General features: G+C 62.2%; 13 protein-coding genes. 6 read left to right on the forward strand and 7 right to left on the reverse strand.

Going from position 1 to position 13936, the window contains the following annotated elements; genetic code table 11:
• Positions 1-47 precede the first annotated feature (47 nt).
• Positions 48-524 (forward strand): YbaK/EbsC family protein, encoded by a 477-nt coding sequence (locus tag O6760_RS28945; protein WP_269583121.1) that lies wholly within the window; start codon positions 48-50, stop codon positions 522-524.
• A 15-nt stretch (positions 525-539) separates the two neighbouring features.
• On the opposite strand, the gene O6760_RS28950 is transcribed toward O6760_RS28945, so the two are convergent.
• Positions 540-1547 carry an NAD-dependent epimerase/dehydratase family protein gene (locus O6760_RS28950; protein WP_269583122.1) on the reverse strand — a complete coding sequence of 336 codons (1008 nt, stop codon included), beginning with the start codon at positions 1545-1547 and terminating at the stop codon, positions 540-542.
• Between the two features lie 179 nt (positions 1548-1726).
• Here O6760_RS28950 and galE point away from each other — a divergent pair, with 179 nt between their 5' ends.
• Positions 1727-2716 (forward strand): UDP-glucose 4-epimerase GalE, encoded by a 990-nt coding sequence (gene galE, locus O6760_RS28955; RefSeq protein WP_269583123.1) that lies wholly within the window; start codon positions 1727-1729, stop codon positions 2714-2716.
• A gap of 21 nt (positions 2717-2737) precedes the next feature.
• Here the strand turns inward: galE and cysN are convergent, their stop codons facing one another.
• The 3 genes from cysN to cysQ are packed head-to-tail and all read right to left on the reverse strand — an operon-like array spanning position 2738 to position 6530.
• Positions 2738-4672, reverse strand: coding sequence for a sulfate adenylyltransferase subunit CysN (gene cysN, locus O6760_RS28960; RefSeq protein ID WP_269583124.1), 1935 nt, complete (start codon positions 4670-4672; stop codon positions 2738-2740).
• Position 4673: 1 nt separating this feature from the next.
• Positions 4674-5603, reverse strand: coding sequence for a sulfate adenylyltransferase subunit CysD (cysD, locus tag O6760_RS28965; RefSeq protein ID WP_269583125.1), 930 nt, complete (start codon positions 5601-5603; stop codon positions 4674-4676).
• Between the two features lie 57 nt (positions 5604-5660).
• Entirely contained in the window at positions 5661-6530 is an 870-nt protein-coding gene (gene cysQ / locus O6760_RS28970; protein ID WP_269583126.1) for a 3'(2'),5'-bisphosphate nucleotidase CysQ, read from the reverse strand.
• Positions 6531-6804: 274 nt separating this feature from the next.
• On the opposite strand from cysQ, the gene O6760_RS28975 reads away from it, so the two are divergent.
• A complete protein-coding gene (locus tag O6760_RS28975) occupies positions 6805-7305 on the forward strand; it encodes a PilZ domain-containing protein (RefSeq protein WP_269583127.1) in 501 nt (166 codons plus the stop codon).
• An 89-nt stretch (positions 7306-7394) separates the two neighbouring features.
• Here O6760_RS28975 and O6760_RS28980 read toward each other — a convergent pair whose 3' ends face one another.
• On the reverse strand, positions 7395-7991 hold the full coding sequence (locus O6760_RS28980; RefSeq protein WP_269583128.1) for a glutathione S-transferase family protein: 597 nt from the start codon (positions 7989-7991) through the stop codon (positions 7395-7397).
• A gap of 80 nt (positions 7992-8071) precedes the next feature.
• Here O6760_RS28980 and O6760_RS28985 point away from each other — a divergent pair, with 80 nt between their 5' ends.
• Positions 8072-8782: a helix-turn-helix transcriptional regulator gene (locus O6760_RS28985; RefSeq protein WP_269583129.1), complete on the forward strand. Its 711-nt coding sequence runs from the start codon at positions 8072-8074 to the stop codon at positions 8780-8782.
• Between the two features lie 81 nt (positions 8783-8863).
• Here the strand turns inward: O6760_RS28985 and O6760_RS28990 are convergent, their stop codons facing one another.
• Positions 8864-10786, reverse strand: coding sequence for an acyl CoA:acetate/3-ketoacid CoA transferase (locus O6760_RS28990; protein ID WP_269583130.1), 1923 nt, complete (start codon positions 10784-10786; stop codon positions 8864-8866).
• Positions 10787-11070: 284 nt separating this feature from the next.
• On the opposite strand from O6760_RS28990, the gene O6760_RS28995 reads away from it, so the two are divergent.
• Both O6760_RS28995 and O6760_RS29000 read left to right on the forward strand, forming a co-directional pair.
• Entirely contained in the window at positions 11071-12477 is a 1407-nt protein-coding gene (locus O6760_RS28995) for a phosphatidylserine decarboxylase (protein ID WP_269583131.1), read from the forward strand.
• A gap of 166 nt (positions 12478-12643) precedes the next feature.
• Positions 12644-13324, forward strand: a complete 681-nt coding sequence (locus O6760_RS29000; RefSeq protein ID WP_269583132.1) for a hypothetical protein — start codon at positions 12644-12646, stop codon at positions 13322-13324.
• A 48-nt stretch (positions 13325-13372) separates the two neighbouring features.
• On the opposite strand, the gene O6760_RS29005 is transcribed toward O6760_RS29000, so the two are convergent.
• Positions 13373-13915 (reverse strand): dihydrofolate reductase family protein, encoded by a 543-nt coding sequence (locus tag O6760_RS29005; RefSeq protein ID WP_269583133.1) that lies wholly within the window; start codon positions 13913-13915, stop codon positions 13373-13375.
• Positions 13916-13936 lie beyond the last annotated feature (21 nt).

Genomic DNA, 13936 nt, shown 5'->3' on the forward strand with positions numbered 1-13936 from the left:
TATGCATCCGCTTCGACCTGGCAACGATTTGACGAGAGAATTTCAGCATGAGCCTTGAAAGCGTCCGCGACCACCTAGCCGATGTTGCCCCCGATCTCGAGGTCATCGTGACGGATGACAGCAGCGCCACCGTGGACCTGGCGGCAAAGGCGCACGGGGTCGCTCCGGGGCAGATCGCCAAGACCCTGTCCTTCCAGCTCAAGGACAGGATCTTCCTCGTGGTTGCACGCGGCGACGCCCGGATGGACAACAAGAAGGCGAAAGCGGCATTTGGCGGCAAGGTGAAGATGCTCGGGCTGGAAGAGGTTGAAAGCCTGACCGGCCATCCCGTCGGCGGTGTCTGTCCGTTCGGACTGGCACAGCCGCTGCCGGTCTATTGCGACATCTCGCTGAAGGATTTCGATGTCGTCATTCCGGCCGCGGGTGCAACCAACGCCGCGGTCCGGATTGCGCCGGACCGCCTTGCCGAAATCACCGGCGCGCAATGGGTGGATGTCTGCCAGCCGCCGCAGGCAGGCGCCTGACCCGGCCTGTGCAGGTCAGACCTGGTAATACTCCCGGTACCACGCCACGAATTTGGCAACGCCTTCCTGAACCGTGGTTCCCGGCCGGTATCCGGTCAGGCGCTGCAGCAGATCGGCATTCGCCCAGGTCGCCGGCACGTCACCGGCCTGCATCGGCATCAGGTTGCGTTCGGCCTTCCTGCCGGTGGCGGCCTCGATGGCCTCGATGAATTCGGTGAGCTGAACCGAGGTGGAATTGCCGATATTGACGACGCGCCAGGGCGCCACCGGGGACAGGCTGTCGCCCTCGGGCACGGCCTCTTCCGGGCGCACCGGGACCGCGTCCATCAGCAGGCGGATGCCGTTGACCAGGTCCTCCACGTACGTGAAGTCGCGTTTCATGTCGCCGTAATTGTAGACGTCGATCGGACGGCCTTCGAGAATGGCCTTGGTGAACTTGAAAAGGGCCATGTCCGGACGCCCCCAGGGACCGTAGACGGTGAAGAAGCGGAACATGGTCACCGGCAGGCCGAAAAGATGGGCATAGGAATGCGCCATCGATTCCGTCGCTTTCTTGGTGGCTGCGTAGAACGACATCTGGTGATCGGCCTTGTCCGTCTCCGTATACGGCATCTGCGTGTTGGCGCCGTAGGCCGAGGAGGTCGAGGCCAGCAGCATGTGCTCGGGCGGAAAGGCCCTGGCGGCTTCCAGCAGCTCGAAGGTCCCCACAATGTTGCTTTCCAGGTAGGAGCGCGGGTTCTCGATCGAGTAGCGTACGCCCGCCTGGGCGGCCAGGTGAATGACGAAGTCCGGTGTCTCCGAGCGGAACAGGGACATCAGCAGTTCCGGTGCTTCAACCCGGTCGTTCACCGCCTTGAAATGCTCGTGCTGCAGGAGCATCTGCTGGCGCCGCTCCTTGAGCCGGACATCGTAATAGTCGGTCATGGCGTCAAGGCCGATGACCCGAAACCCGTCCTGCAGCAATCGTGTGCACAAGTAGTAGCCGATAAATCCCGCGGAGCCGGTCACCAGAACGGTTTTCATAATGGGTGCAACGCCTTTCAAAGAACAACGGAGCTGATCAGGTCAGGTCAATAGCGTGGTCTTAAAAGGCTTCGGGGAAACGGGCAATCGGAAAGTCCCGCGAACGCCGCATCACATTTGGCTGAGTACCGCGGAATCGGGTATCACTGGAAAATCTGACAGGGAAGGTGGCCGTTTCCATGACCGTTCTGATCACCGGCGGCGCCGGCTATATCGGCAGCCACGCTGTCCTGGCCTTTCTCGATGCGGGTGAGCCACCGGTGGTGGTCGACAATCTGAGCACCGGTTTCGACTGGCTCGTGCCTGAAGGGGTGCCGTTTTACTGGCAGGACATCGCGGACCGCGCGGCAATGGAAACGCTTCTGCGACGGCACGGCATCGAGACGATCGTGCATTTTGCCGGTTCGATCGTCCTGCCGGAATCGATCGAGAATCCGCTCAAATACTATCGGAACAACACGGTCAATTCGCTCGGGCTGATGGAAGCCGCGGTCACGTGCGGGGTGAAGCACTTCGTGTTTTCCTCGACCGCCGCGGTTTACGGCTTGCCGGACAGCGTGCCGGTGCGCGAGAGCGCCCCGCTCCGGCCCCAGGCGCCCTACGGCACCTCCAAGCTGATGACGGAACAGATGCTCCTGGACGTGGCCAAGGCCCATGAGCTCACCGTCACGGCGCTGCGGTATTTCAACGTTGCCGGCGCCGATCCGCACGGCCGTGCCGGCCAGGCGACACGGGATGCAACCAATCTCATCAAGGTGGCCTGCGAGGCCGCGACCGGCCAGCGGCCGTCCTTGACGGTCTTCGGCCGGGACTACGACACGCCCGACGGCACGGCGATCCGAGACTATATCCATGTCACCGACCTTGCCGTGGCCCACCGGCTCGCGGTCGAACGCATGCGTTCGGGCGGCGGCAACCTGATTGCCAATTGCGGATATGGCCGCGGATTTTCTGTTCTGGAGGTGATCAAGGCCGTCAAGGCAGCCTCGGGATCGGACTTCAAGGTCGAGATGGGCCCGCGCAGGCCGGGCGACTGCCCGGAAGTCGTCGCCGACAGCCGTCTTGCCCGGGCTGAACTCAACTGGCAGCCCGAGCTGGACGATATCGACCGGATCGTGGGCGACGCCTACCGGTGGGAAGAAACCCTCGGCAGGCGCAACCGCTTGTAGCGTTCGCCGACCAAGGGTGGCTCAGATCCCCTCGCCGTGTTCACCGAAGCTGCTCAGGTAACCCTTCTCACGCAGGTAGTTCACGATCTCCTCGGCCACCTCTTCCGGCTGACGGTCGACATTCCTGATATGAATTTCCGGATTTTCCGGCGCTTCATAGGGGCTGTCGATGCCGGTGAAGTTCTTGATTTCTCCCCGGTCCGCCTTGGCATAGAGGCCTTTCGGGTCACGCTTGCGGCATTCCTCGATCGGCGTGTCGACAAAGACCTCGATGAACTCGCCCTCGCCCAGGAGATCCCGCGCCAGCCGGCGCTCGGAACGGAACGGCGAGATGAAGGACACAAGCGTGATCAGGCCGGCATCGGCGAACAACTTGGCGACTTCGCCGACACGCCGGATGTTTTCCACCCGGTCGGCATCGGTGAACCCGAGGTCCTTGTTGAGACCGTGGCGGACATTGTCGCCGTCGAGCGTGTAGGTGTGCCGCCCGTCGATATGGAGTTTCTTTTCCACGATCGAGGCGATCGTCGACTTGCCGGAACCGGACAGGCCGGTAAACCACAGAACCGCCGGTTTCTGGCCGAGTTTTTCCGAGCGCGCCGCCTTGTCGACATCGAGCGCCTGCCAGTGGATGTTGCTGGCGCGCCGCAGCGCGAACCAGATCATGCCGGCCCCGACGGTGGCATTCGACATCCGGTCGATCAGGATAAAGGACCCGGTCGTGTGGTTGGCTTCATAGGGATCGAATGGCACCGAGGAGGACAGTGCGAAATTGCAGAAGGCAATCTCGTTGAGTTCCAGCGTCTTGCCGGCGACATGCTCGAACGTGTTGACGTTGATCTTGTGCTTGATCTCCGAAACCGTCGCGGTGACGGTGCGCGTGCCGATTTTCAGGAGATAGGGCCGGCCCGGCAGCAGCGGCTCGTCGGACATCCAGATAACATGAGCCGCGAACTGGTCGGCGACTTCAGGGCGATGCGCCGTTGACGACAGGAGGTCACCGCGGGAGATGTCGATCTCGTCTTCCAGCGTGATGGTCACGGCTTCCCCGGCGCGCGCCGCAGAGGTCTCGCCGTCGGTACCGATAATGGACTTCACCCTGGAGGTCTTCGCGGGCCCGGCAACAACAAGCTCTTCGCCGACGGTCACGCTGCCACTGGCGACGGTGCCGGAATAGCCGCGGAAATCGAGGTTCGGCCGGTTGACCCACTGGACCGGGAAGCGGAACGGGGCCTCGAGCACATGCTCGCCGACCTCGATCGTTTCCAGATGCTCCAGCAGGGTCGGCCCGGAATACCAGTCCATCTTGTCGCTGCGGCCGGTGACATTGTCGCCGTAACGTGCGGACATCGGGATCGCCTGCAGGCTTTCGAAGTCGAAACCGTTGGCAAAGGTCGCGAATTCCTGCCGGATCTCCTCGAACCGCTCCTGCGAATAACCGACAAGATCGATCTTGTTGATCGCCAGCACAACGTGCCTGATGCCAAGCAGGGAAGCGATGAAGGCATGCCGGCGGGTCTGGACCATCAGGCCGTTGCGGGCATCAACCAGCAGAACCGCGAGATCTGCCGTCGAGGCGCCTGTCGCCATGTTGCGCGTATATTGTTCGTGGCCCGGCGTATCGGCGACAATGAACTTGCGTTTTTCCGTGGCGAAGAAACGGTAGGCAACGTCGATGGTGATGCCCTGCTCCCGCTCGGCTTCCAGGCCGTCGACCAGAAGGGCCAGGTCGATTTCCTCGCCGACCGTGCCGTGCTTTTTCGAATCGCGTTCGAGTGCCGCAAGCTGGTCCTCGAAGATCAGCTTGGTGTCGTAGAGCAGACGGCCGATCAGCGTTGACTTGCCGTCATCGACCGAGCCGCAGGTCAGAAAGCGCAACTGGTCCTTGCTTTCCTGGGCAAGGATATAGTCGGTGACGGCCGTTTCGGCGGTTTCCTGGACGTTTTCGATCGTCATCTTAGAAATATCCTTCGCGCTTCTTCTTTTCCATGGAGGCGCTTTCGTCCTTGTCGATCAGGCGCCCCTGACGCTCCGAAGTGCGGGCAATCAGCATTTCACGGACAATGGCGGGTAATGTGTCGGCATCCGATTCAATGGCACCGGTCAGCGGGTAACAGCCGAGGGTCCGGAAACGGACCATCTTCTCTTCGACCACTTCGCCCGCCTTGAGCTTCATGCGGTCGTCGTCGACCATGATCAGCATGCCGTCCCGGTTCACGACCGGGCGCCTGGCGGCAAAATAGAGCGGCACCATCGGAATGTTTTCCGTCAGGATGTACTGCCAGATATCGAGTTCGGTCCAGTTGGACAATGGAAAGGCGCGGATGCTTTCGCCCTTGGCCACCCGGGCGTTGTAGAGGCTCCACAGCTCCGGCCGCTGGTTCTTCGGGTCCCAGCCGTGGCTGGCATTGCGGAACGAGAACACACGTTCCTTGGCGCGGGACTTTTCCTCGTCCCGGCGGGCACCGCCGAAGGCGGCGTCGAAACCGTATTTGTCGAGCGCCTGTTTCAGCGCCTCCGTCTTCATGACATGCGTGTGAACCGAGGAACCGTGAGAGAACGGGCCGATATTCTTCTGGAGCCCTTCCGGGTTGGTATGGACGATCAGGTCCATGCCGAGACGCGCGGCGGTCTCGTCCCGAAAGGTGATCATGTCCCGGAATTTCCAGGTCGTGTCCACATGCAGCAGCGGGAATGGCGGTTTCGACGGATAGAACGCCTTCATCGCCAGGTGCAGCATGACGCCGCTGTCCTTGCCGATGGAATAGAGCATCACCGGATTGGAGAATTCTGCGGCCACTTCACGAATGATGTGGATGCTTTCCGCCTCCAGACGCTTCAGGTTGCTGAGGCGCTCGGGCGTGATCCCCTGAGATTGCATGTTCATATTCGCTTTTCCGTTGGGCCGGCGGACCGGCCGTGATCTTGTGTTCGTGGTCTCGCCTCAGGCCGCCGGAGCTAGCCCCTGAAGCAGCGCCTTGCTGCTGACGGCAAGAAAATGCGGATTGCGCAGGTCGTCCTTTGTCGCGTTGTCCGGTACCCGGTAGACAAAGTCGTCTCCCGTTTCAGCAAGCACCACAGCGCCGCCTGCGGCCCGCACGACCGCATCTCCCGCGGCAATGTCCCACTGCATCGTCGGCGCGAGGCGCGGGTAGAGGTCGGCCGCACCGGCCGCCACCCAGCACAGTTTCAGCGACGAGCCGACGGAGAGCTGTTCCGCGACCTTGAAACGGCCGATAAAGGCTGCCGTTTCACCGGACATGTGCGAACGGCTCGCCAGAACGCTCAGGCCTTCCGCCGGCGGAGTGCGGACACTGACAGGTTCAATGCCGGTCACACGTCCGGCCTCGATCCTGCCCTTGAACGCCGCATCGCGCTGCGTGCCGTCCATTTCCAGATGTCCGCCCCAATAGATTTCGCCGAGGGCCGGTGCCGACACCACCCCAAAAACCGGCTTGCCCGCCTCGATCAGCGCGATATTGACCGTGAACTCGCCGTTTTTCTTCAAGAACTCCTTGGTGCCGTCCAGTGGATCGACCAGAAAGTAGCGATCGCGGACATCCGGCAGGTTGCCAGCCTCGACGCTTTCCTCGGCGACAACGGGAATGTCCGCGAAGCGTTCGGCAAGTCCGGCCAGGATAATCTTTTCAGCCGCCGCATCCGCTTTGGTCACCGGAGACCCGTCAATCTTGCTCTCGACCTCAAACGGTTCAGCATAGATTTTCAGGATTTCTTCCCCGGCGCTGATCGCCAGCTGGCTCAAAAAGGATACCTGGTCTTCCGTCATCAACGCCTCAATTTGCACGGAAACCATTAGAATTTCCGTGTCCTCTGCTCGTTTGGCATGCCCGTAAATAATGAAAGAACCTGTATCAATTCAAGGAATGGTGTTCCACGAATGCGCACGAAATGAAAACGCTCAGGTTTCTCTGCCCACCGCTTAGGGGGTTTTGTTGCGTATCGCAAGCGAGCCGAATGCCTCTGAGCCCCGGAAATACGGAGATTCACGGATTGGCAAGGCCTTGTTGTTAAACTCACTTGAGCCCGGGGGAAGAAAACCCTCGAATGTGAGCAAATGCGAGTTGATCATGTCGGACGCCAAGCCAGAACCGCAGCATCCTGTCGATGAAAGCGCAAGCGAACAGTTTCCGCGCGCACGGCGTGCTCGTGTCTTCAAGAAGGGCAAAATGGTCTTCCAGCACGGCCTGAGATCCATTCCCTGCATCGTGCGCAACATTTCCGATGGCGGTGCACTGCTTGAATTCGAGCAGGCCTACATGCTGCCGAAGGAATTCGACCTGCATATCGACCTGGAAGCCTATGAAGTCACCTGTGAACGGCGCTGGGAAGAAGGCCTGCGCTGCGGTGTCCAATTCATCTCCGAGAAGCGGCCAACCTCAGCGCAGCGCGCCCAGGTTCTCAAGACATCCGAGGAAGCGCTGAAGGGCGAGGTCGACAATCGCCGCGACAGCCCGGACAATTTTTTCCAGCGCAAGCATTTCGATGATCCGCAAGTCGGCTCGCACGAAGCGGACGCCAGACCCCGCCCCGCAACGGGCGGCAAGCCTTCGTTCGGAAAGCGGCGCTGACGGCGGGCGTTGCCGGACTATCATTGTATGGGACAAGGCCCCTTCAGCATGAGTTGAGGAGGCCTTTTTACGTTTGAAGACGGCCGGCGTCAGGCCGCAGCCTTCTCCCGCTCCACGGTGCGCTTGACCGCCGGCCGTTCGGCGCAGCGCGCCACCCAGTCGCGGACCGCCTTGTTGTCGGGCATGAGATCGGGCACCCACAGGAACGGACTGCTGCAGAGCAGATCGGCGGCGGAATAGCGTTCGCCAAGCAGATAAGGCTGGGTTTCCAGCGTCTCGGCCAGCCGTTCCGTCATGGTGTCATAATCCCGCAGGCTTGCCGTCAGCACCGGATGGTTCAACTGCGCAAACTGCAGCAGGATCACCGGCTCCATGATGCCCTGATAATAAAACAGCCAGGACAGGTAGTCGCCGCGGCCCGGCTGGCCCTCGATCGGTCCGAGCCCGGCTTCCGGGAATTTGTCCGTGAGATACAGAATGATGGCCCCGCGCTCGCGGATCTTTTCCGCTCCGTCGACAAGATAGGGAACTTTCTTTTCCGGATGCGGATTGCGCGGATCAGGCGCGCCGCCGCCGTCCTGCCGCGGGATGGTCACTTCCTGGATATCGACGTCGGCGCCAAGTTCCTCGATCAGTGTGACGATGGAAGAAGACCGGCTGTTGGGGGCGTGGTAAAGCGTGGCCATGGAAAAGCTCCTTTCGGTTTGGATGCAAAAGCTATAGCGTCCCCCTGCTGACACTTTCCGGCAGGAGCATGCATTTCCCGATGGCCCGTACAGACAGACTGATGCGTCTGATGGATATCTTCCGGCGCCTGCCGCAACCGGTGACCGCGGCCCGGCTTGCCGAAGAGAGCGGCGTCTCCTTGCGCCAGCTTTACCGCGATATTGCCACCCTGCGCGCCGGAGGGGCGCTTATCGACGGCGCCGCCGGGGTCGGCTACACGCTGGTCGAGGACACGGCGCTGCCGCCGCAGAGCTTTTCGCGCCTGGAGATCGAGGCGCTGATGCTGGCCCAGAGCGGTCTGGAGCAGATAGGAGATGCAACGCTGATCGAGTCCGGGCGCAATGCCATGGCCCGGATTATCGCAACCCTGCCCGACCGCCAGGCCCGCCAGGCCATGCACACGGTGCTGCGGTCCTGGCGCCGGACCGACACGCGTCCGCCGATCTCGGTCGACCTGGATCTGTTGCGCGAGGCCTGCTGGGAGGAGTTCAGCCTGGTGATCACCTATCGCGACCTGCAGGACCGGGTATCCACCCGCGAGATCTGGCCGCTCGGCATGTCCTATGGCGAGGACACGCTGCTCTTGCTCGCCCATTGCCGCCTGCGCATGGACTATCGCCACTTCCATGTCAGCCGCATCGAGGCGATGGATCGCGGCGGCGAGAGCTTTCGCCCGAAACGCGTCAGCCTGCTGCGGGAGTATGTGGCCGGGCGGCGGCGAAACCGGCCCGTTCCCGCAACCGGGTGCTGAGACAGGACACCGTGCCGCAACGGCTTGTGCAACCCGCAATAAACAGGTCATCCGACTGGTTCCGGTTCATTGCGGTCCGTATTATCCCCTCCCGTCCAGAAACGACTGAGCCGCCTCCCGGGTCTCGTAGATATGCGCCGGCCCCTTCAGCGTCTCACCAAGTTTCAGGCGCAGGAAGGCAGAGCCCGAATAACGGGTCACGGTGCCGTAGAACCGGCTCTCCAGATCGGCGACCATGTCGGCGTAATCATTGGAAATGTCGTCATCCAGGTGAAAGCCATCGTAATTGACGATGACGTCAACGCGCCTGCCGAACGGGCCGCAGACCCGTTCCACCTGGTCGCGGACCTGAGCGACTTCCTCTCCGGTGCGGATGCGCATCTTCTCAAAATTGATGAAGAGACGCCCGCTCGGCGCATCGAGGGCGATGCGTTCGGGCAAGTCGAGATGGAGCAGCTCGCGCCTGAGGTCCATCGGGCCCTCCCGGAACAGGCGCGCATCCATCTCCTCGACCTCGCCGATGACCGGGCGGAAGGCCATTTGCGCCAGAATGTCCCGCTCCAGATCGATGCCAGGCGCGATTTCCTTGAGCACCAGGCCGTTTTCGCTCAATTCGAACACACAACGCTCGGTCACATAAAGCACCGGCTGGCCGAGACGTGCCGCGCGGCGGCCGGAGAAGGTCACCTGCTCGACCTCGGTCATGAATTTCCGCGCGCTGCCCTCGTCGCGGATATTCATCCGGCCGTCGCTAAGATGAATGTGCAGCCCCTTGGCGGTAAAGGTGCCTGCGAAGACCAGCGCCTTGGCGTTCTGGCTGATGTTGATGAAACCGCCGGCCCCGGCGAGGCGCGGACCGAAGCGTGAGACGTTGACATTTCCGGCCGCGTCCGCCTGGGCGAGGCCGAGGCAGGCCATGTCGAGGCCGCCGCCGTCATAGAAGTCGAACTGGGAGTTTTGCGGGATGACCGCGTCAACGTCCACCGCCGCGCCAAAATCCAGTCCCGAGGCCGGCTGGCCACCGACGACCCCCGGCTCCGCCGTCAGCGTGACATGGTTCAAAAGCCCCTCCTCGGCCGCCACCGCCGCCACGCCTTCCGGCATGCCGATACCCAGATTGATGACACCGTTGACGGGCAATTCGAAGGCGCATCGCCGGGCGATGATCTTGCGCGGGCCCAGTTCCATTGCCGGGATTTCACCCTCCGGAGGGCGGACCCGGTTGGTGAAAGCGTGGGAAAAGGAGGTCTTGTAGGTCTGCATGTGGTTCGCCGGATCGGCCACCACAACGGCGTCCACCAGAATGCCGGGGATGTGAACCTCGCGCGCCGGCAGGCTGCGCCCCCGCGCCAGCCGCTCCACCTGGACAATGACCACACCACCGGCGTTCTTCACCGCCATCGCCTGTGCGAGATTGTCGATCAGCAGTGCTTCGCGCTCCATGGTGACGTTGCCGGCCTCGTCCGCCGTGGTGCCGCGCAGCAGCGCCACCGTCAGTTTCGGCGCCGGATAATAAAGCACTTCCTCGCCGCCGACCTCCATCAGCTCCACCTGGGGCTCCGTCGATAGGTCGTTGACCGCTCCCCCGCCCTGGCGCGGATCGACAAAGGTCTCCAGGCCCACCTTGGAAAGCATGCCGGGCTTGCCGGCAGCCGCATCCCGGTAGAGCTGGCTGATGCAGCCTTGCGGCAGGTTCCAGCCCTTGATCCTGCCGTCGACAGCGAGCCTGGCCACTTTCGGGATCAGGCCCCAATGACCGCCAACCACCTGTTTCAGCAAGCCGTCATGGCCAAGGCGGTTGAGGCCCCTGTCCTTGCCGTCCCCCTGGCCTGCCGCGAAGACAAGGGACAGGTCACGCGGATGCCCCTGGCTCAGGAACCGGGCCTCGATCGCGGCCAGGAGCTCGTCGGGCACGCCGATGCCGACAAATCCGGATGTGGTGATGGTGTCGCCGTCCTTGACCAGCGCGGCCGCGTCCGCCGCCGAAACAACTTTCCGACGCATGAAGTCCTCCCGATTTTTGCCTGCCAGTTTTGACCGGAAGCGATTGGATCGTCCAGAGCAATAGCCGTTCGGCTTATGCCTCCAGGCTGCCTTCCGGAAAAATCTCAAGGGGCTTTCGGGGCAATACCCGTAAAAACTACCTAAGATTGCATAATTTCCACACCAACACCTATACTCGCGAAAGGCGTCTGAATGGGGGGCACCCGGCCGGCGTCTGCTGCCGGTTCCTCATGTCAAGCGACCGGACCGACCGCACACCTCTTCGAGCCAAGGGAGTTCCTCCGATGCATGTCCGCTTCGCCTCCGCTTTCGTCGCCACGCTTCTTCTCACCGGAACCGGTGCCCAGGCCCAGGACTGTCCGGATCCCGGCCGGCAGCCGGCGACCAACACGTTGATAGACCTGGTGAAGAGCGACCCTGCCCTGGCGGACCAGCTCACCAGATCGATCGAACTCGGTCAGATCATCAATTCGGATCCAAAGACAAATCCGGTCGCCAGCCTCGATGACTATTACGACTTCGTCGATGCACTGTTGACCTATCCGCCGCAGAACATCGACACCGGCATTTTCGACGGCAAGATCCGCGTGGGCATGGATGGCAAGAACTATTGCAACTGGAACATCCTCGACATCCTCTCCTACAGCTATTTCCTGGTCGACCGGCAACTGACCACCGATCCGCGCGGCCAGATCCAGTTCGAGAACGACGCCTTCTCGAACTGGATGCGCGATATCGCGGTTGAATGGGGCAAATACCTGGAAACCCCTCCCTCGGCGGTGCATGTTCCCGACTTCACAAGCGACCCGAATTTCGGCGACTGGTACTGCCCGCCGGAAGGCGGCTACACGACCTTCCAGGACTTCTTCGTGCGCGAACTGTGTGCCGCCACCTTCCCGACAGGCTCGCGCCCGGTGGAAGGTTACAATGACCCGGCGACCGTCGTTGCCATCGGCGACAGCACGTCTGCCGGCTGGTGGCCGATCAGCAGCACCGGCAAGCTGGTGACCACCTATGACGGTGTTTCCCAGGCGGGTGAAGTGATCAAGGGTCAGCTCTACAGCGATGTCTTTGAATTCATTGACGGCAAGGACGGCGAGAAGGTCCTCGAGACCTTCGGCTCAATCGACTCGAGCCTGTTCAGGAACGGCACCTGGACCCACCAGTTCCTCAACGTGAACAACTATCACCGGCTGCATGTGCCGGTCGCCGGCAAGATCATCTATTTCAAGCACCTGCAGGCCGGCGTGCGGATGAAGTCCGGCTGGGCCGAAGCGCGTGAGGAAGGTGAAGTCAGCCACTACGACCCGCAGGACACTGCGGACTGGCAGTTCGGCCAGACACGCATGGTGATCGGCATCGAAACGGAGGATCATGGCATCGTTGTCATCTCGCCGATGGGCATGGCGCAGGTATCGTCCATCGTCAAACGGGACTGGGTCAAGGAAGGCGCCATGGCCGACAAGGGTTGGGAATTCGCCAACTTCGCGTTTGGCGGCTCCGACTTTGTCGTGATCTTCGAGGAACAGGCGGATTTCACGCTCACGGTCGACACGCTTGCCGAACCGGCCCCCGGCGCGGGCGTCAACTACGCATCGTCCGTGCAGGGCCAGAAATACGGCTGCTTCGGCGGCGTCACCACCTGCGGCGCCACGCCGGAGACCCCGCCGGCCCCGCCTGCGGACCAGTAAGGGTTCCCCGGCGGCCTCGTGCGGCCGCCGGCTGACGCTTCCCGTCTTGCGCGACATGTAAGGGTGGCCCCTCACTTGATCCTCGGCCGGTATACCGGCATGCTTCGGGTGCTGGGCCGCGAAAGCTGTTCCTTGCCGGGCGGCCGGTCCACGTAAGGATGCCTCCATGCGTCTCCTGATGCGTCTCCTGGCTTCGGCTCTTGCAAGCATCGCCGTCATTTTCCTGGGTGGAATTGCTGTCGCCCAGGATCCCGCGGGGACATGGACCGGTACAGTGGATCAGCCGGGCTGGGGGTCCTACAGCGTCGTCATGGTGCTGGATTCGGCAAGCGGCGGCACGAGCGACTATCCGGGCATACCATGTTCGGGCAGTCTCAGCGGCGGCGGCAGCGGCGGGGTCTATACCTTCACGGAAACCATCACAGCCTATCGCGAAAACTGCGTCGACAATGGCCGGATCCGGTTCGTCGTCCAGGGCGACAATGCCTTCTGGGAATGGTCGGGAAGCCAGGACGGCGTTTCCTACTATGCCTCCGGCACCCTGCACCGCGCGACCAGCACCACTACCAGCAACACCGGGCGCGCCACCTGCAACGAATGCGGTGTTGCACTTCTTAACGACCTTTCAGCCGGTCTTGGACGCTCCGCGGGGTTGCGCGATTATGTCAACGAGGTGATCTCGAAATACGACAATTGCACCCAGGGCCTGCCCAACGCCTGCGCCAACCAATGCGGCTATCAGGCCAGGGCCAATCTGCCGACATGCGGAAGCTGGGACGAGGAACAGAGCTACCGGGTCTGTGTTGACAGGATCCACAGCGGCGCGGTTCTGGAATGCCAGCGGTGACGCACGGACCGCCCAGTGCGGCGCTCCCGCCTGGACTTCAAACGAGCCTCAGGCCGCCACGGGCCGGTCGAAAGCATAGTGCAGGCGGACACAGCCGCGATCCATCGGCTCGGCGCCAAGCAGCCTGGCACCGGCCCTGAACCCGGTCGGCGGGAACAGCGGCGCGCCGCCACCGATCAGCTCCGGCATGAGATAGATCTCGATTTCATCCAGCGCACCGCGTTCCAGAAACGCCATCTGCAGCCGGCCGCCGCCGACCATCCAGACATCGCCGTCTTCAAGGTCCCGCAGTTCAGCAATCAGCCCGTCAATGTGCCGGCGCGTCTGGAGCTCCCCTTTCGGCTCCTCGATCGGGCGGGAGGTGACCACGAACACGCGCTGACCGGAATAGGGCCATGGCTGGTCCAGTTCAGCCACGAAATCATAGGTCGCCCGGCCCATGACGATCGTGCCTATCCGGCCCAGAAAACGGGCATAATCATGTTCGCCAAGATCCATGCCGTCATAGACGGACAGCCAGGCGAGATCGTCGCCCTCGCCGGCGATGAAACCGTCCAGGCTGGCGGCGATGTAGCCGACTATCTTGGCCATACGAGATACTCCGATTGAATA

The organism is Roseibium sp. Sym1, from assembly GCF_027359675.1.
Lineage (GTDB): Bacteria > Pseudomonadota > Alphaproteobacteria > Rhizobiales > Stappiaceae > Roseibium.